The sequence below is a fragment of the Pseudomonas sp. MF5691 genome (genome assembly GCF_016405645.1).
GTDB lineage: Bacteria > Pseudomonadota > Gammaproteobacteria > Pseudomonadales > Pseudomonadaceae > Aquipseudomonas > Aquipseudomonas shahriarae.
This window is the reverse complement of the sequence record NZ_JAEKDC010000001.1, coordinates 183,076-200,488: the sequence shown is the minus strand read 5'-3', so window position 1 is coordinate 200,488 and position 17,413 is coordinate 183,076. Positions and strand designations below refer to the sequence as shown.

Below are 17,413 nucleotides of genomic sequence, written 5' to 3'. Positions count from 1 at the left end.
ACGCGACCCAGCGCCGCCCATAACGTTATTCGTGACTACCGATTTCCAGATACTAAAACGCCGCTCGATTGAGCGGCGCTTAAGTTTATCGCAACAGATCAGTCACGCACGTAAATGATTTCTGGACCATCTTCATCATCCACATCTTCCTCGTCCCAATCATCGTCACCGATGTCATGGACCGACTTGACGCCACTGCGACGCAGGGCACGCTGATCATCCAGCGCCTGCAACTGGGCACGCGCCTCGTCTTCGATACGCTGGTCGAGGTCAGCCAATTCAGCCTTGTAGGCCGGGTCGGCAGCCAGGCGATCAGCACGATCTTCCAGGTAACGCATGATGTCGCGGGTCAAACGCTCAGTGCCTTCTTTGGCAATGGCGGAGATCACGTAGACCGGACCTTCCCACTGCAGGCGGTCAACGATTTCCTTGACCCGCTCTTCGTGCTCTTCCTCGAGGATCTGGTCGCACTTGTTCAGCACCAGCCAACGATCACGCTCAGCCAGGGACGGACTGAACTTGGTCAATTCGTTGACGATCACTTCAGCCGCGTCCGGCGCACTGGTTTCATCCAGCGGCGCCATGTCGACGAGGTGCAGCAACAGACGGGTACGGGACAAGTGCTTGAGGAAGCGAATCCCCAGACCCGCGCCATCGGAAGCACCTTCGATCAGGCCCGGAATATCCGCGATCACGAAGCTCTTCCAGCGATCGACGCTGACCACACCCAGGTTTGGCACCAGAGTGGTGAACGGGTAATCCGCAACTTTCGGCTTAGCGGCCGACACCGAGCGAATGAAGGTACTTTTGCCCGCGTTTGGCAGACCCAGCAGGCCCACATCCGCCAGCACTTTCATTTCCAGCTTCAGGTCACGCTGCTCGCCCGGCTTGCCCGGCGTGGTCTGGCGCGGCGCACGGTTGGTACTGGACTTGAATCGGGTGTTACCCAGACCGTGCCAACCACCCTGCACAACCATCAGTTTCTGGCCGGCCTTGGTCAGGTCGCCAATCACTTCCTGGGTGGCAGAGTCGATGATCGTGGTGCCGACCGGCACACGCAGCACCAGATCCTCACCCTTTTTACCGGTGCAGTCAGTGCTGCCGCCGTTGGAGCCGCGCTCGGCATCGAAGTGCCGGGTGTAACGGTAGTCCACCAGGGTATTGAGGTTTTCGTCGGCCATCATGTAGATGGAACCGCCATCACCACCGTCGCCGCCGTTCGGGCCACCGTTTTCGATGAACTTTTCGCGACGGAAACTCATGCAACCATTGCCGCCGTCGCCAGCTTTTACTCGGATCGAAACTTCATCAACGAACTTCATAACAAAACGCCTCTCGCCGCACGGACGAGCTTAAGAAACCAAGACATAAGACTCTTGCAAAAATGAGCGCAGCAACCTCAATCAGCGTCCGCAAATCCCGCTGCCTTCGCCCACCACAAACAGCTTTGCAAGAGACTCACCCCACAAACGAAAAAGCCCCGTCGCAAGACAGGGCTTTTCCAGCGAGCTCGCAATTAAGCCGAGACAACGCTCACGTAACGGCGGTTGAACGCGCCTTTTACTTCAAACTTGATCACGCCTTCGATTTTCGCGAAGAGGGTGTGATCTTTACCCATGCCTACACCGTAACCGGCGTGGAATTGGGTGCCGCGCTGACGCACGATGATGTTGCCCGGAATGATTTTCTGGCCGCCATACATCTTAACGCCAAGGCGTTTGGCTTCTGAGTCGCGACCGTTACGGGTACTACCACCAGCTTTTTTGTGTGCCATGAGTCAATTCTCCTAGTGAGGAATTAGGCTGAAATTAAGCCTGAATACCGGTGATTTTGATCTCGGTGTACCACTGGCGGTGGCCCATACGCTTCATGTGGTGCTTACGACGACGGAACTTGATGATGCGGACTTTATCGTGACGACCTTGGGAGATCACTTCAGCCACAACGGTAGCGCCAGCAACAACTGGAGCGCCGATGTTCACGTCATCGCCATTGGCGACCAACAGAACGCGATCAAAAGTAACGGATTCGCCGGTAGCGATTTCCAGTTTTTCGATCTTCAGGTATTCACCTGGGGCGACCTTGTATTGCTTGCCACCAGTAACAATTACTGCGTACGACATGGTATTTCTCCGATAATCCTGCTCACCCAGCGCTTTATAAGAAGAGGTATTGGCTGGCATGGCTGCATGGGATGGACGTCCCGAATGCAATTGCGTAAGGCAGGTGCTGCCCAGGAAGTTCAGGGTGCGCGATTGTACGCAAGCTGTGGAAGGCTTGCAAGTAGCCGTCTATCGCGCCTTGACACCCAGGGGCGCGGGTCCTAGCATGCCGCGCAACCCTTCTGGAGCGACTGTCGCTGATGCAACCCCAAGCTTTCTACCGCGCGGTGGCGGACGATTTTAGCGCCGTCGACGGCATCATCAAGAAGCAGCTGACTTCTAAAGTGCCGCTGGTCTCCAAAATTGGCGACTACATTACTTCGGCCGGCGGTAAACGCCTGCGTCCTTTATTAGTGCTGCTGTGTGGCAAGGCCCTGGGCCGCGAAGGCGATGACCTGCGCCTGCTGGCCGCCACTATCGAGTTCCTGCACACCGCCACCCTGCTGCACGACGACGTGGTCGACATGTCTGGCATGCGCCGGGGTCGCGAGACCGCCAATGCCATGTGGGGCAACGCGCCCAGCGTGCTGGTGGGTGACTTCCTGTATTCGCGCTCGTTCGAAATGATGGTCGAGCTGGGCTCGATGCCGGTGATGAAGATCCTGTCCCAGGCCACGCGCATCATCGCCGAAGGCGAAGTGCTGCAACTGTCCAAGGTACGCGACGCCAGCACCACCGAAGAAACCTACATGGAAGTGATTCGCGGCAAGACCGCGATGCTCTTCGAAGCCTCGACCCACAGCGCCGCCGCCCTGTGCGAGGCGACCGCCGAACAGGCCGAAGCCCTGCGCACCTTTGGCGATCACCTGGGCGTGGCCTTCCAGTTGGTGGATGACCTGCTCGATTATCGCGGCGACGCCGAAACCCTGGGCAAGAACGTCGGTGACGACCTGGCCGAAGGCAAGCCGACCCTGCCGCTGATCTACACCATGCGCGAAGGCACCCCGGAACAAGCGGCACTGGTGCGCAAGGCGATCCAGAAAGGCGGCATCGAAGACCTGGAAAGCATCCGCGCCGCCGTGGAAGCCTCGGGCTCGCTCGACTACACCGCACAACTGGCCCGTGACTACGTGGCCCGCGCCATCAAATGCCTGGAAGCCCTTCCAGCCAGCGAATACCGGGATGCCCTGGTGGAGTTGAGTGAGTTTGCGGTAGCCCGTACTCACTAACGCTCTGTGGAAGCAGGCTTGTCTGCGATAGCATCACCTCGCTACAGCTGATAGACCGAGGTGCCTGCATCGCAGGCAAGCCAGCTTCCACATTTAGACCGCATCGCCCCTCCCCCCGACAAAACCCTATATAATGTGCGACTTTTAGCCATCCTGACTTTCAAGGAGCTTTAGTGAGCACGTTGCCACCCTGCCCAAAATGCAATTCCGAATACACCTACGAAGACGGCGCCCAGCTGATCTGCCCGGAATGCGCCCATGAGTGGTCCGCCGGTGGTGAAGCCGAAACAACCAGCGATGAAACCGTAAAAAAAGACTCTGTTGGTAACGTCCTGCAAGACGGCGACACCATCACCGTGATCAAGGACCTCAAGGTCAAGGGCACCTCGCTGGTGGTCAAGGTCGGCACCAAGGTCAAGAACATCCGCCTGTGCGATGGCGACCACGATATCGACTGCAAGATCGACGGTATCGGCCCGATGAAGCTCAAGTCCGAGTTCGTCCGCAAGGTCTGACCGGCCTGCCCCCCATCCCGCGCCTGACGCGGGATGGCGTTTCACCCTCCCCCCATGACCTCCCCAGTAGCAAAAGGCCAGCCCTGCTGACCTTGCACAATGCCCACTCCGAAAAACCAGGAAATTGCCAATAGGCACTTGCTATTCTACGAATAAGAATTATTCTCATTGAAACCTTTCAAGGAGATGCGACCCATGACTTATTTGATTGATGCCTGGCTGGACCGTCCGCACCCTTACCTGCGGATCCTTCATCGGGAAACCGGCGAAGTGTGTGCGGTGCTGGAAGAAGAAGCGCTGAATGAACTGCAGGACCAGGGCGATCTGGACGTCAACGGCCTGAGTTCCAGTGAGCCTGGAGTGCTGAAGGAGGTGGTGAGGAATCTGTTTCTGTTCTGCTATGCCCGAGCGTTGCGCCCGGTGACGGAGCTCAATGGCAAGTTTCACCCATGAGCCACTACCCGCTTTATGTGGAAACTGGCTTGCTCGCGATGCAGGCAAGCCAGCCCCCACACAAGCCCGGCCCTATAGAGAGCCAGGCGTAACCTGCAGCGGGTCTTACAGAACGTCGAGCAGCTCGACGTCAAATACCAGAACGCTGTGCGGCGGGATGCTGCCAACGCCTTGTGCGCCGTAAGCCAGTTCGCTCGGCACGTACAGGCGCCATTTGCTGCCGGCATTCATCAGTTGCAGGGCTTCGGTCCAGCCAGCGATCACGCCGCCGACCGGGAATTCTGCCGGCTGGCCACGCTCGTAGGAGCTGTCGAACACAGTGCCGTCGATCAGGGTGCCATGGTAGTGGGTACGCACCTGGTCTTCACGGGTCGGCTTGGCGCCGTCGCCAGCGGTCAGCACTTCAAATTGCAGGCCGGAAGCCAGGGTGGTGATGCCGTCACGCTTGGCGTTTTCAGCCAGGAAAGCCAGGCCAGCACCCGCGGCCGCTTCAGCCTTGGCGGCTGCTTCGGCTTGCATGATGTCGCGGATCACTTTGAAGCTGGCAGCCATTTGTTCCTGGTCAACACGGCTTGGCTTGCCGCCGAACGCGTCGGTCAGACCGGCCAGGATCGCGTCCAGGCTGACGCCCGGTGGCGGGTTGTCGCGCAGTTGGTCACCCAACTGACGGCCAATGCCGTAGCTGACGCGGGTTTCGTCGGTGGACAGATTGACTTCGGACATGGAAAGGCTCCGCTGTAGGACAAACCCAAGATCCTGCAAAAGCGCAGTTTCTTGCGTGTCATCCAAACTAAAAGGGCGAGCAGACTAGCACACTCGCCCTACGCTTGATCAGCCCAAAATCCCAGGCAAACAGGCGTTCGGCGCGGATCAATGCTTGGTGAGTTTATCCAGGTAGCCCATGGCAAACGCCGAGATCACGAAGGTCATGTGAATGATCACGTACCACATCAGATGCTGTGGATCGACATTCTTGGCATCCATGAAGATACGCAGCAGGTGGATCGAGGAAATCGCCACGATGGAGGCCGCCACTTTCATCTTCAGCGACGAAGAGTCCATGGTGCCCAGCCAGTTGAGCTTTTCCTTGTTGTCGTCGATATCCAGTTGCGAGACGAAATTCTCGTAGCCGGAGATCATCACCATCACCAGCAAGCCACCCACCAGGGCCATGTCGATCAACGACAGCAGCACCAGGATCAGCTCCGACTCGGCCATCGCAAAGACATTGGGCAGCAGATGGATCACTTCCTGGAAGAATTTCAGCGCCAACGCCAGCAGCCCGAGGGACAAGCCGAAATAGATCGGCGCCAGCAGCCAGCGGGAGGCGTACATTGCATTTTCGATAAAGCGTTCCATGGAATCTCACACAGCTTGGCTAGAAATGGCGGCGAGTATATCAGCCGCGCGCATCGCGCCATAACCACCCGGAAACTGACCTGTAGCGCTTCTGTAAGACAATTTTTCTGCTAGTGTCGGCCCCATCAACGTGGCTCGATGCTGCCGGACAGGAATCTCAAATAATGGATGTGCGATCTCCCTTGGCCAGTCTTGGCCTGTGTGTGGCATTGCTGGCGGCCAGCGGCTGCTCCCCCAGCGACGAGCACAAGCAAGCCACTCTCGAAGAAAAAACCGCCCAGTTCGAACAGTCCCTGGACACCATCCAGGATCCCCGCCTCAAAGAGGCCGTAGGCGAACTGGGCGGCTCGCTGCTGCTACTGGAGCGGGCGCGCATCAAGCTCGACACCAGGCCTGTCGAGACCGAGTACGGGGAAAACGCCCTGGCCGTGCTTGCCCACTACCCTACCCCGCAAGCCCTGGTAGATACCTACATCAACGGGCTGTTTGTCCTGCGCAAGAACTCGCACTCGGACTACCTGACCGATCTGCAACCGGTGTTCCCGTTCAGTTTCAATATGCCGGACCAATTCCCCTTTCCCCATGGCCTGGAATGGCAGTCGGTGACCCTGAGCAACAACAAGATCATCCCGTTCCAGCCGGAATGGTCGGAAACCGACCCCGGCATTCAGTTGAGCCCCAGCAGCTCCAACCTGACCAACCCGGACGACCTGACCGTGACCTATCCGTTTATCGAAGGTATCGAGACGGACAACAAGAGCCAGCCGCAGCCTGTCATGCTCAAAGGCCAGGTCGAGGTGATTGCCCCGAGTAAAGTCCTGGCCTTCGACCTGACCCGCCAGGACGTGGGCCAGAAACGCACTCAGGAAAACATCACGCTGACCCTGCTGGCCCTGGAAAACAACTACGCAGAGATCGAGCTGAGCAACACCAGCCCCCTGGCGCCACAAGTGGCAGATGAATCACCCAACCCGCTGCTGGTCCAGGCCCGGGACACCACGGGGCAGTTTCTTTCCCGCTCCGGTTCGATCAACGAAAGTGCCGCCCAGGTCGCCTTCTACGAGCAGCAACTGGCACAGATGCGCAAGCAGAACACCTGGTCCGAGGCCTTTGAAAAACAGTTGGAAGACGCGCAAAAAGCCTTTGAGCAAAAGCAGGCCAGCCACTATGCCAAGGTCTACTTCAATGGGGTGATCGATACGCTGCAGGTCAACGTGCTGGATTTCTCCGACGCGACAGTCACCCATAAGGATCTGGAGCTGCCTGTACGGCGCTTCGACAAGAACAGCCTGGAAAAGACCGTCCAGGGCCTGCCCATGCCGGTCACCGTGTATGACGACCAAGCTGCGGACTGGCTCAAAAGTGCCACGCTCTCCGAAGACCAGCTCAAAAGCAGCATCACCATCAGCCAGTCAGTAGAGGACGCCAGCGCCGCCCACATCACCTTCGACCACCCTTTCACCTTCAATGACGACCTGGTCGGCTCGACACGCACCAGCAGCGACGCCCCGCTGACGTTCTTTACCGCAGATGATGAAGGCAACCGCGGGGAACCCATCGAGTTGCCCACCGAAGCCTTTGAAGTCGACCCATGGCGCGGCGCCATCACCTACGATCTCAATTTATTCCCGGAAACCCCGGCCTATGCGGTGGGATCCATCCCGCTGTTCCTGGCCACGATCGAAAAAAACACCCTCGACACCACGCACTTGCCCAAGGGCCTGTTGCTGAAAGATAACGCCCTGATCGTCGACCAGGCGCTGTTCCCTTCCGACAGCTGGCGGTTCTTTGCCAAGGACGCCAGCGGCAACTACCTGAAGGAAATCCTAGGCGTCAGCCACCGCGCCGAGGAATACGGCACCGCACTGTTTGACGTGCATTACTTTTATGGCCAGCCGACCGTGCTTGAAACCTACCAGCGCACTGCGCTGAACACGCTGCAATACGGCTTTGAGGTCAAGCTGGACAAGCCCGAGACCAAATAAGCCGTGGGCTAGAGGTGAACCGCATGAACCCGCCCGCCATTGAGCTGGCGCAGGTGTGCCTGCAGGTGCAGACACCATATCTGCGGATCGTCGGCCAGTTCATAGCCGTGCAGGGTCAGGCTTTGCACGATGGATTCCAGCATATTTTCTGCGACGAACGGCCCAGGGAAGGGCCCCTGGGACTTGATGGTCGAGGGCTGCTCGCCGGTCATTCCGGCGGCAAATAACAATGTCCACATCCCGGTATCCCCCGCAAGAGGGCGAATGGAACATTCAATTCGGGTGACCAGGCCCAGGCACTGGCGAGTGAGGCAAAGGCTGCGCGGCATGGCGGCGACCCTCGGTAGATCCGGTGTTCAGCCTCCAGACACAAGGCTGTCTCTATCCCATGACCCCTGTAGCTATCCCTAGAGCTGAGAATAGAAGAAAACCGGTACAAACCAAGGCCGTAGGGACCAACGGCGGTTGGTCCCGAAAAACCCAGTCAAAATCATGACACGCTGTCTGTAGGGGCGAGCAAGCTCGCGCACCTACAGTGGAAACCTCAGCTTGGCTTGGCTGCGGCCAACGCCTGCTGCGCCAGCTCCTTTTCCGCCTCCTTGAGGTCTTCTTCGCTGATCATCTCGGCAATGGCCCGCAGACGCTCAACCACGCGGGCATTGACGCTGCCCTCGGGGAATTGCCCTTCGGCATCCGGCTCACCGGCTGGCTCGCCCACCAACAGGCTCAAGGCTTCGTCGGCCTGGCGCACGGCATACACGTGGAACTGCCCTTGCCTTACCGCCTGCAAGACCTTCTCGTCGAGCATCAACGTCGCGACGTTGGCCTGGGGAATGATCGCACCCTGCTCCCCGGTCAAACCACGGGCCTCGCACAGGCGGAAGAAACCTTCGATCTTCTCGTTGACCCCACCCACCGCCTGCACTTCGCCGAACTGGTTGATCGAGCCGGTGATGGCAAAGCACTGCTTGAGCGGCGTCTTCGACAGTGCCGAAATCAACGTGCAGGCCTCGCCCAACGAAGCGCTGTCGCCATCGACATAACCGTAGGATTGCTCCAGGGCGATACTTGCGGAGATCGCCAGGGGGAATTCCTGGGCATAACGGCTGCCCAGGTAACCGGTGAGGATCATCACGCCCTTGGAGTGGATCGGCTGGCCGAGGTTGACCTCGCGCTCGATATCGACGATGCCGCTGCCGCCGGGGTACACCGTGGCGGAAATCCGCGCAGGCACACCGAACGCCGAATCACCGACCTCCAGCACGGTCAGCCCGTTGCATTTGCCCACTGCGGCACCCGCCGTGTCGATGAGGATTACCCCGGCGAGCATGTCGTCGAGAATCCGCGCCGAGACCCGCCCGGTGCGCGTGGCCTTGGCTTTCAGTGCACGCTCGATATGCCCGGCGTCGGTGCGTTCGTCGCCCGCCAGGTGGCGGATGAAGTCCGCCTCGCTGACCAGTTGGAACAGGTCGCCGATCCGCGCCGACAAGCGCGCCTGGTGCTCCGCCAGGCGGGCGCTGTAGGTCGCCAGCCGCGCCACGGCATCCGAGGTCAGCGGCGCCATGCCTTCTTCCGAGGTGCGGGTTTTGAGCAACTGGGCGAATTGCTCCAGGCTCTCATCAACCATCGGGATATCTTCATCGAAATCCACCAGCACCCGGAACATCTCCTGGAAGTCCGGATCCAGGTCTTGCAGGGTGTAGTACAGCGAACGGGCGCCGATGATGATGACCTTGACCTGCAACGGGATCACTTGTGGGTTGAGGGTCACAGTGGCCAGGCGGCCCAACTCGCCCAGGGGCGACTCCATCTTCAGCTTGCGCGATTGCAGGGCTCGCTTGAGCGCATCCCAGACAAATGGCTCGCTGAGCATCTTCTCGGCTTCGAGGATCAGGAAACCACCGTTGGCGCGGTGCAACGCCCCCGGGCGCAGCTGGCGATAGGTGGTGTAAAGCGCGCCCTGGTCAGTGCTGTATTCGATACGGCCAAACAGGTTGTCGTAGGTCGGGTGCGGTTCGAACACCACCGGCGCCCCACCATTGAGCGGATGGCCTACCACCAGGCTCGGGCAGTACTGCTCTTCGAGCAACTTGCGCGCCTGGGCGTCGGTTTTCGCGTCATCCACCAGCAGCTCGACCACGGTCTTGAGCAGATAGACCTGCATGGCTTGCAGGTAGCCGCACACCCCGGCGTTCTCGGCGTACTTTTCCGACAACGGCGCCAGCAACGGCTGCAAGGCCAGGGTGATGGTCTCTTCGTTGAAATGGCGCATCTGGTTGTTGGACTCGCGCTTCCACTGCGGCAAGCTGGCGAGTTCTTCGTTGAGGCGCTCTTCCAACGCGGAAATATCCGTGTGGAAACGCTCGCGGTCGGCTTCCGGCAACTGCGAGAACTCGGCCTCGTCCAGGGCCTTGCCATCGAGCATCGGGGTAAACGCGATGTTGGTGCTGTCACGGTACAGCGCCACGTCCTTTTCCAGGGCCAGGCGCTCGATCACATCCAGGGCACGGTCGTAGCGCTGGTTGAAGGCACGGTCGATGGCACTTTTGCGCTGTTGATACGTTGGGTGCTCGAACACTGCCGGAAAGGTGGCGACGAGGTTGTCGATCAGGCCACTGATATCGGCGATAAAGGGCGCCGCACCGCCCGCAGGCAACTCCAGGGCGCGGGGCTCGCGGGGCTCGTCGAAGTTATTGACGTAGACCCAGTCTGCCGGGGTCTGCAGGCGCTTGCCTTCGGCCTTGAGGTAGCGTTTGACGAACGAGAAACGGCCGGTACCGGGCTCGCCCATGACAAATACGTTGTAACCGGGGCGCGGCATGGCCACACCGAACTGCAAGGCTTCAACCGCGCGTTCCTGGCCAAGCACACCGCGAAAGGGCTCCAAATCATTGGTGGTCGAGAAGCTGAACTGTTCAGCGGAGAAAGGACGGGTCAGCGCTTCGGGCGCTAGACGCAAGCTGGCAGCAACAGGATCAGGCATCGGGCTTCCTTACATCAGGCGGGGCAATGGCGGCATTCTGGCGCCGTGCGTAGCCGGCTGGCAAGGCACGACTGAGGTAAAGCATAGACACGGGATGCCGCCTGCAAAAAAACCAGTCTGCATTGATTGTTTTACAAAAAACCACGGAACCCTTGGAACATGCCTAAACTCCAAACTGCGCGGGTTGGACTAATAACTGGCCCCTAGGGTGCTTTGCGGCGCCTGAACCCTTGTCCATTGGTTTGCACACTAAGAGAACAAAGCTATGAAACGGATCCTTCTCGGTACTCTCTTCACCGTTGTCTCCCTCAATGCAATGGCCGAAGCGCCAGGTGGCCCGAACTGTGGTTGGGGCAACATGTTGTTCGAAGGCCAGCGCGGCACGCCGGCTCACTTCCTCGCTTCCACCACCAACGGCACCTCCGGTAACGCCACCTTCGGCATGACCTCGGGCACCAACGGTTGCAGCACCAACAGCGCGCTGACTTACGGCGGCAAATCGTGGATTGCCATGAATGGCATGATGAACGAGCTGTCCGAAGACATGGCCAAAGGCAATGGCGAAGCTCTGACCACCTATGCCGTGGTCCTGGGCGTTGCTCCAGAAGATCGTGATCACTTCGCCGCTGTGACTCACGAGCACTTCCAGCAGATCTTCAGCAAGGCTGACGTGACCGCAGAAGACGTGCATTCCAACACCCTGGCAATCCTCAAAGGCGACGCCCGCCTGGCGAAATACGCCACCCAGGCTTAAGCTCGACCTGCCCGCGCCCTTACCCGGCGCGGGTTTTATTTTTTGGACCTGCCCCTTTCTTGGGTCTTTATTTATTCCGACTTAAGTTGCCCCTATGCTCAAACGCCTTGCCAGCCTGGCACTCTTCGCCTGCGCCCCGCTATATGCGGCGCCGCACCTTGATGATCAACGTTTGCAGCACCTGGCCAATGATCCGTTCTGGCTCTCGCTGGGGCACTACGAAGCCGGCAAGCTCAAAGGCTGGCGCAGCTATGTCAGCGACGCGAAATTCTTCCTCGCCAAAGACGGCGCGCACCACCCGGACGCCGAACTCAAGGCCACCGTCGACGCGCTCTACGCACCGGCCAGCCTCGGCGAAAAACATGCTCAATGCGTGTACCCGGCCCGCACCCGCTGGCTCAAGGACCAGTTGCACCTGACCGACCTGCCCGCCGTGGACTGCGTCGAATTCAAGCAATGGTTCAAGGATGTCGCGCCCCACAGCGCGGTGATGATCTTCCCCGCGGCCTACCTCAACAGCCCGTCGTCGATGTTCGGCCATACCTTGCTGCGTATCGACCAGGCTGACGTGCAAAGCAACAAGACCGCATTGCTCAGCTACGCGATCAACTTCGGCGCCTACATTGAAGGTTCGGACAACAGCATCCTCTACGCCTGGAAAGGCCTGATGGGTGGTTATCCCGGCCTGTTCGCCCTGGTGCCCTACCAGGAAAAACTCTCGGAATACCGTAGCCTGGAGAACCGCGACCTGTGGGAATACCGCCTGAACCTGACCCAGGTCGAGACCGAGCGCATGGTCGAGCATGTGTGGGAACTCAAGCAGATCCAGTTCGACTACTTCTTCTTCGATGAAAACTGCTCGTACCGCCTGCTGGAATTGCTGCAAGTGGCCCGCCCCGGCCTGCGCCTGACCGAACAGTTCCCGCTGACCGCCATCCCCACCGACACCGTGAAAGCGGTGAAGGACGCGGGCCTGGTGGAAAAGATCGACTACCGTCCGTCCCGCGAACGCGAATTGCTGGAGCGCGCCAAGCCCCTGGACAGTGACGAGCAGCAATGGGTGCTAAAGATCAGCGATGACCAGAAGCAGCTGCAAGACCCGACATTCAAAGCCCTCGGCAAAGACCGCCAGGCCCTGATCATCGACGCCGCCTACCGCCTGGGCCGCTACCGCGCCAACGGCCTGGAACGCGACAGCGAACGCTCCCAGCGCAGCTTCGAGTTGTTGCGGGCGATCAACCAGAACCCGGCGCCCGACCTGCAGATCGAGCGCCCCGGCCTGCCGGAGAACGGCCATGAGTCACGTACCTGGCAGGCCGGTATCGGCACCCGTGGCGACAAGGCCTTCGCTGAGTACGGCCTGCGCATGGCCTACCACGACCTCAACGACAACGCCGAAGGCTTCCCCCTGGGCGCGCAGATCGAGATCCTGCAAATGAAACTGCGCCAGTACGAAGGCAACAACTGGCAATTGCAGCAATTGGACCTGGCGACCATCCGTTCCCTGACTCCGCGCAATGAGCTGCTGCAGCCGTTGTCCTGGCAGGTCACCGGCGGCCTGGAACGGGTACCGGGCAAACATGACGACGAAACCCTGGTCAGCCATGTCAACGGCGGCGCTGGCGGCACCTGGCAACTGCACGACGACATGCTCGGCTTCGCCCTCGGCACGGTACGTGTGGAACATAACAACGACTTCAGCGAATTCATCTCCCCTGCGGCCGGCTTTAATACCGGCCTGCTGTGGAAAAACCCACTGGGCAACCTGAGCCTGGAGGCCAAGGGCGACTTTTTCACCAATGGCGAGGTAAGGCGTAGTATCAGCCTGAATCAGCAGTGGGAAGTATCACGCAACCTGGGTGTGCGCCTGAGTGCACAACGGGAGTTCAGCCACTTGGCAACGCCGGTGAACGAAGTGATGCTTGAAGTGAAGTGGTATCACTACTGACCGGCCCCAACGCCTATTGAAGATCCAATGTGGGAGCGGGCTTGCCCGCGATAGGGGTGTGTCAGTCGCTGTGGATATGACTGATCCACCGCCATCGCGGGCAAGCCCGCTCCCACATTGGGCCCGCGTTTATCCCGCACCTTAAGGAGTTTTTACGACATGGCCGTTACCTGCACCACCCTTGAACAAGTCCGGGAAAACATCGACCGTCTTGATCGACAGATCGTCGCCCTGCTGGCCGAACGCGGCAGCTTCGTGTCCCAGGCCGCCGGTTTCAAAAAAGACAGCGATGGGGTCAAGGCCCCTCAGCGCGTCGAACAGGTCATCAGCAAGGTTCGCGATTTAGCGCAAACCCTGGGCGCCAACCCCGACGTCACGGAGCAGGTGTACCGCGCGATGATTGCCGCATTCATCCAGCAGGAACTGGCCGAACACGCCGCTCTCGCGCAACCCACGACATAAGCCCCTGTGGCGAGCCCACTCGCCACAACCTCCCCCATGTCTTTCGGGCTAATTGTCGAACAAACTCCTCCCTCCCGCGAACGGTTCTCGCTGCAAACACAATCATACTTTTCGTCCTTCCCCAACTCATTGATAACTGAGAGAAAAATTCCAGGGGAATTTTAGCTTTTCCTTAGTTACCACAAAGTTGCTCTTGCTCAATTCTCTTTATCGAGTTTTGTGTCTAGTATCGGACAGCAATCAAATTGCCACCATGTCTATACACGGATCTGAATAGGTAAGAGGCTTATATGGAATTTTTCGAAAAGCTCACCAGTCTGGCAGCAAAAATTCGCTTGCAAGGTCCTGCCATTCAAACAGAAGAAGCCACAAAAAATGCGTTTGTAATGCCATTTATCAACACGGTATTGGGTTACGACGTGTTCGACCCCCAGGAAGTGACTCCCGAATTTGTCTGCGATATCGGAACAAAAAAGGGGGAAAAAATTGATTACGCAATCATGAAGGACGGCGAGGTTCAAATTCTCATAGAGTGCAAAAAAATCGGTGAGCCACTGAACCTCAACCATGCATCGCAGTTGTTTCGCTACTTCCACGTTACGAGTGCAAGAATCTCGATTCTCACCAACGGTCAGGTCTATAAGTTTTTTACGGATCTGGATGCGCCTAACAAAATGGATGAAAAGCCGTTTCTTGAACTAGACCTTCTGGATATTGATGAATACTCGGTTCCAGAACTGACCAAACTGACGAAATCTGCCTTTGACGTCGACTCAATCATCAATGCAGCTGGTGAGCTGAAATACGTCAGTCAAATCAAAAAAGTCATCGCATCACAGCTCACTAAACCCGAGGATGACTTCGTCAAAGTTTTCGCATCTCGGGTGTACGAAGGCGTCATTACACAAAAAATCCGTGAGCAGTTCTATGAGCTGACCCGCAAAGCCTTGAGCCAGTTTCTCAACGACCAAATCAATGATCGACTCAAATCAGCCATGAGTGGCGCTATCCAGCCGACCATCACCTCTCTACCCGTCTCTGCCAGTGCCAATACAGTCACGACTGAACGTGACGAGTCAGAGGAAAAAGTTCTAACGACACTTGAAGAACTAGAGGGATATCACATCGTAAGAGCTGTCGTGCGCTCGGTGGTCGATGCCAAGCGGATCGTTCAACGAGATACACAAAGCTACTTCGGGATTTTGCTCGACGATAATAATCGCAAGCCCATTTGCCGACTTCACTTTAACCGCAGCCAGAAGTACATCGGTATTTTTGATGAGGAAAAGAACGAAACCCGACACGCAATTTCATCCATTGATGAGATTTACGAATACTCGGACCATCTGAAGAAAACGGTAGGGTACTACGACTAACGATAAGATGACCTGAGCCCCCCCTGTGGCGAGCGGGCTTGCCCCGCGTTGGGCTGCGCAGCAGCCCCAGCACAGAAGCATACGGTTCACCTGACACTCCCTGGCGCCTGGTTTGGGGGCAGCTCCGCTGCCCAACGCGGGGCAAGCCCGCTCGCCACAGGGAGTGAGCCGCCCAAACACATTACTCACCCGCTTTTCACATCTCCCCGACGAATCCCCTTCTAGACTTCCCTTATCAGCCGCTTAACGGCCTGGGAGTATGAGATGTGGCGGTTCGCCGTAATGCTGGGGGTGGTGATGGCGCTTTCAGGCTGCCAGTCCACCCGCGATGAGTTGCTGGCCAAGGGTTATCCACCGCCCTTCGCCGACGGGTTTGACGATGGCTGTAGCAGTGGGCGCCAGGCGGCCGGGGTGATCACCGGGACGTTTCGCAAGGACGTCCCGCGCTATTTGAAAGACCGCGCCTACGCCGAAGGTTGGGAAGATGGCTTTCGCCAGTGCAAGGCCATGCGTGAGAGCGAAGACCGCGATGAGTATAGGGAACGCCATTGGGACGAGCGCGAGCGCGCCTGGCAGCAGGAGAAGGACCGCGACGCCGCACGGGCGTATCGCAGCCAGTGACACCACCCAGAACGAATGTGGGAGCTGCAAGCCCCCACAATTGATTCTCGGTGGCGCTCAGGTCGCAGCCTAGACGATGCCCTGCGCCAGCATTGCATCCGCCACTTTCACAAAACCGGCGATGTTCGCGCCTTTCACGTAGTTGATCCGGCCGTTTTCTTCGCCGTAGTGCACACAGGCATGGTGGATCGACTGCATGATGTTATGCAGCTTGCTGTCCACTTCACCGGCGGTCCACAGCAGGCGCATGGCATTTTGGGACATTTCCAGGCCACTCACTGCCACGCCGCCGGCATTCGATGCCTTGCCCGGCGCAAACAGGATACCGGCGTCGATAAAGATATCCACAGCCTCCAGGGTCGTTGGCATATTGGCGCCTTCGGCCACGCAGATGCAGCCGTTACGCAGCAGAGCGCTGGCGGCTTCGGCGTCCAGTTCGTTCTGGGTCGCACAGGGCAGGGCGATGTCGCATGCCAGTTCCCATGGGGTCTTGCCGGCGCGGAATTCCAGGCCAAAACGCGAGGCCAACTCGCTGATGCGCCCGCGCTGCACGTTTTTCAGCTCCAGCAGCGCCGACCATTGTTCCTCGGTCAAACCAGTCTCGCAGTACAGGGTGCCTTCGGAGTCGGACAGGGAGATCACCTTGCCGCCCAGGTCCATGACTTTGCGTGCCGCGTATTGCGCCACGTTGCCGGAGCCAGAGACTGCCACGCGCTTGCCTTCAACCCGCTGACCCTGGCGCTTGAGCATCTCTTCGGCGAAGTACACGCAACCAAAGCCGGTGGCTTCCGGGCGGATCAGGCTGCCGCCGTAGCTCATGCCCTTGCCGGTGAATACCGAGGTGAATTGGTTGCTCAGGCGCTTGTACTGGCCAAACAGAAAACCGATTTCCCGAGCGCCCACGCCGATATCACCGGCCGGGACGTCCACGTCTGCACCGATATGACGGTACAGCTCACTCATGAACGACTGGCAGAACCGCATGACTTCGGCGTCGCTCTTGCCCTTGGGGTCAAAGTCCGAGCCGCCCTTGCCGCCGCCCATGGGCAGCGAGGTCAGGGAGTTCTTGAAGGTCTGCTCGAAGGCGAGGAATTTCAGCACCCCCAGGTTGACCGAGGGGTGGAAGCGCAGGCCGCCTTTGTAAGGGCCGATGGCGCTGTTCATCTGGATACGGAAGCCGCGATTGACCTGGACCTTGCCCTGGTCATCAACCCACGAGACCCGGAAGGTAATCGCGCGTTCCGGCTCGCAGATGCGCTCCAGGATGCCCGAAGTCAGGTAGTGGGGATTGGCCTCAAGAAACGGCCACAGGCTGCGTAGGACTTCTTCCACAGCCTGGTGGAATTCCGGCTGGTCCGGGTCGCGTTTTTTGAGGCGGGCAAGGAAGGATTCGACGGATTCGATCATGAAAAGTCTCGGCAGATTTATTGTCATTAATGGCGATTTGCCCAGGACTTTATCAATTCGCGCCGCACCGTGACAGGGCAAAATGTCGCCTTTGTGAATTTAAATGGTGCAATGGATATAAATAACCCTGATTTTCTGCCCCTTAACAGGGATTTCAACAAGAGCTATGCACCAATAGTTAAACCGCTAATGCAGGCACCTCGGGCCACCTCAATTGCG

General features: G+C 58.5%; 17 protein-coding genes. 9 read left to right on the top strand and 8 right to left on the bottom strand.

Annotation, left to right across the window (positions count from 1 at the left end; genetic code table 11):
* Window positions 1-98: 98 nt before the first annotated feature.
* The 3 genes from cgtA to rplU form a co-directional block, all read right to left on the bottom strand.
* Entirely contained in the window at window positions 99-1,322 is a 1,224-nt protein-coding gene (cgtA, locus tag JFT44_RS00950; protein ID WP_057441108.1) for an Obg family GTPase CgtA, read from the bottom strand.
* 194 nt (window positions 1,323-1,516) lie between these two features.
* Window positions 1,517-1,774, bottom strand: coding sequence for a 50S ribosomal protein L27 (rpmA, locus tag JFT44_RS00945; RefSeq protein WP_029292052.1), 258 nt, complete (start codon window positions 1,772-1,774; stop codon window positions 1,517-1,519).
* 34 nt (window positions 1,775-1,808) lie between these two features.
* Window positions 1,809-2,123, bottom strand: coding sequence for a 50S ribosomal protein L21 (rplU, locus tag JFT44_RS00940; protein ID WP_003176051.1), 315 nt, complete (start codon window positions 2,121-2,123; stop codon window positions 1,809-1,811).
* Between the two features lie 239 nt (window positions 2,124-2,362).
* On the opposite strand from rplU, the gene JFT44_RS00935 reads away from it, so the two are divergent.
* The 3 genes from JFT44_RS00935 (at window position 2,363) to JFT44_RS00925 (ending at window position 4,299) form a co-directional block, all read left to right on the top strand.
* Window positions 2,363-3,331, top strand: a complete 969-nt coding sequence (locus JFT44_RS00935; RefSeq protein WP_032861875.1) for a polyprenyl synthetase family protein — start codon at window positions 2,363-2,365, stop codon at window positions 3,329-3,331.
* Window positions 3,332-3,504: 173 nt separating this feature from the next.
* Window positions 3,505-3,846 carry a zinc ribbon domain-containing protein YjdM gene (locus JFT44_RS00930; RefSeq protein WP_115129038.1) on the top strand — a complete coding sequence of 114 codons (342 nt, stop codon included), beginning with the start codon at window positions 3,505-3,507 and terminating at the stop codon, window positions 3,844-3,846.
* A gap of 195 nt (window positions 3,847-4,041) precedes the next feature.
* Window positions 4,042-4,299: a hypothetical protein gene (locus tag JFT44_RS00925; protein WP_038443494.1), complete on the top strand. Its 258-nt coding sequence runs from the start codon at window positions 4,042-4,044 to the stop codon at window positions 4,297-4,299.
* Window positions 4,300-4,404: 105 nt separating this feature from the next.
* Here JFT44_RS00925 and JFT44_RS00920 read toward each other — a convergent pair whose 3' ends face one another.
* Both JFT44_RS00920 and JFT44_RS00915 read right to left on the bottom strand, forming a co-directional pair.
* A complete protein-coding gene (locus tag JFT44_RS00920; RefSeq protein ID WP_038443496.1) occupies window positions 4,405-5,022 on the bottom strand; it encodes an FKBP-type peptidyl-prolyl cis-trans isomerase in 618 nt (205 codons plus the stop codon).
* A 147-nt stretch (window positions 5,023-5,169) separates the two neighbouring features.
* The gene (locus JFT44_RS00915; protein ID WP_057441112.1) at window positions 5,170-5,658 is read right to left on the bottom strand and encodes a TIGR00645 family protein; all 489 of its coding nucleotides are present in this window, start codon (window positions 5,656-5,658) and stop codon (window positions 5,170-5,172) included.
* A 164-nt stretch (window positions 5,659-5,822) separates the two neighbouring features.
* Here JFT44_RS00915 and JFT44_RS00910 point away from each other — a divergent pair, with 164 nt between their 5' ends.
* Window positions 5,823-7,643, top strand: a complete 1,821-nt coding sequence (locus JFT44_RS00910; protein WP_120734173.1) for a hypothetical protein — start codon at window positions 5,823-5,825, stop codon at window positions 7,641-7,643.
* Window positions 7,644-7,651: 8 nt separating this feature from the next.
* On the opposite strand, the gene JFT44_RS00905 is transcribed toward JFT44_RS00910, so the two are convergent.
* Window positions 7,652-7,972 (bottom strand): hypothetical protein, encoded by a 321-nt coding sequence (locus tag JFT44_RS00905; protein ID WP_057958387.1) that lies wholly within the window; start codon window positions 7,970-7,972, stop codon window positions 7,652-7,654.
* A 215-nt stretch (window positions 7,973-8,187) separates the two neighbouring features.
* Complete coding sequence (locus JFT44_RS00900; RefSeq protein WP_115129040.1) at window positions 8,188-10,626, bottom strand: Lon protease family protein; 2,439 nt, start codon at window positions 10,624-10,626, stop codon at window positions 8,188-8,190.
* Between the two features lie 265 nt (window positions 10,627-10,891).
* On the opposite strand from JFT44_RS00900, the gene JFT44_RS00895 reads away from it, so the two are divergent.
* The 5 genes from JFT44_RS00895 (at window position 10,892) to JFT44_RS00875 (ending at window position 15,787) form a co-directional block, all read left to right on the top strand.
* Entirely contained in the window at window positions 10,892-11,380 is a 489-nt protein-coding gene (locus JFT44_RS00895) for a DUF3015 domain-containing protein (protein ID WP_057441118.1), read from the top strand.
* A 94-nt stretch (window positions 11,381-11,474) separates the two neighbouring features.
* Entirely contained in the window at window positions 11,475-13,328 is a 1,854-nt protein-coding gene (locus tag JFT44_RS00890; protein ID WP_169959792.1) for a DUF4105 domain-containing protein, read from the top strand.
* Window positions 13,329-13,487: 159 nt separating this feature from the next.
* On the top strand, window positions 13,488-13,790 hold the full coding sequence (locus JFT44_RS00885; protein ID WP_057958384.1) for a chorismate mutase: 303 nt from the start codon (window positions 13,488-13,490) through the stop codon (window positions 13,788-13,790).
* 290 nt (window positions 13,791-14,080) lie between these two features.
* Entirely contained in the window at window positions 14,081-15,166 is a 1,086-nt protein-coding gene (locus JFT44_RS00880; protein ID WP_057958383.1) for a type I restriction endonuclease, read from the top strand.
* A gap of 264 nt (window positions 15,167-15,430) precedes the next feature.
* Window positions 15,431-15,787: a hypothetical protein gene (locus tag JFT44_RS00875; RefSeq protein WP_057441124.1), complete on the top strand. Its 357-nt coding sequence runs from the start codon at window positions 15,431-15,433 to the stop codon at window positions 15,785-15,787.
* Between the two features lie 69 nt (window positions 15,788-15,856).
* Here JFT44_RS00875 and gdhA read toward each other — a convergent pair whose 3' ends face one another.
* Entirely contained in the window at window positions 15,857-17,194 is a 1,338-nt protein-coding gene (gene gdhA / locus JFT44_RS00870) for an NADP-specific glutamate dehydrogenase (protein ID WP_057441126.1), read from the bottom strand.
* Between the last annotated feature and the right edge of the window lie 219 nt (window positions 17,195-17,413).

Coding starts and splice junctions, on each gene's coding strand:
- cgtA (WP_057441108.1), bottom strand. CDS start 1,322: ATGAAGTTCGTTGATGAAGTTTCGATCCGAGTAAAAGCTGGCGACGGC.
- rpmA (WP_029292052.1), bottom strand. CDS start 1,774: ATGGCACACAAAAAAGCTGGTGGTAGTACCCGTAACGGTCGCGACTCA.
- rplU (WP_003176051.1), bottom strand. CDS start 2,123: ATGTCGTACGCAGTAATTGTTACTGGTGGCAAGCAATACAAGGTCGCC.
- JFT44_RS00935 (WP_032861875.1), top strand. CDS start 2,363: ATGCAACCCCAAGCTTTCTACCGCGCGGTGGCGGACGATTTTAGCGCC.
- JFT44_RS00925 (WP_038443494.1), top strand. CDS start 4,042: ATGACTTATTTGATTGATGCCTGGCTGGACCGTCCGCACCCTTACCTG.
- JFT44_RS00920 (WP_038443496.1), bottom strand. CDS start 5,022: ATGTCCGAAGTCAATCTGTCCACCGACGAAACCCGCGTCAGCTACGGC.
- JFT44_RS00915 (WP_057441112.1), bottom strand. CDS start 5,658: ATGGAACGCTTTATCGAAAATGCAATGTACGCCTCCCGCTGGCTGCTG.
- JFT44_RS00910 (WP_120734173.1), top strand. CDS start 5,823: ATGGATGTGCGATCTCCCTTGGCCAGTCTTGGCCTGTGTGTGGCATTG.
- JFT44_RS00905 (WP_057958387.1), bottom strand. CDS start 7,972: ATGCCGCGCAGCCTTTGCCTCACTCGCCAGTGCCTGGGCCTGGTCACC.
- JFT44_RS00900 (WP_115129040.1), bottom strand. CDS start 10,626: ATGCCTGATCCTGTTGCTGCCAGCTTGCGTCTAGCGCCCGAAGCGCTG.
- JFT44_RS00895 (WP_057441118.1), top strand. CDS start 10,892: ATGAAACGGATCCTTCTCGGTACTCTCTTCACCGTTGTCTCCCTCAAT.
- JFT44_RS00890 (WP_169959792.1), top strand. CDS start 11,475: ATGCTCAAACGCCTTGCCAGCCTGGCACTCTTCGCCTGCGCCCCGCTA.
- JFT44_RS00885 (WP_057958384.1), top strand. CDS start 13,488: ATGGCCGTTACCTGCACCACCCTTGAACAAGTCCGGGAAAACATCGAC.
- JFT44_RS00880 (WP_057958383.1), top strand. CDS start 14,081: ATGGAATTTTTCGAAAAGCTCACCAGTCTGGCAGCAAAAATTCGCTTG.
- JFT44_RS00875 (WP_057441124.1), top strand. CDS start 15,431: ATGTGGCGGTTCGCCGTAATGCTGGGGGTGGTGATGGCGCTTTCAGGC.
- gdhA (WP_057441126.1), bottom strand. CDS start 17,194: ATGATCGAATCCGTCGAATCCTTCCTTGCCCGCCTCAAAAAACGCGAC.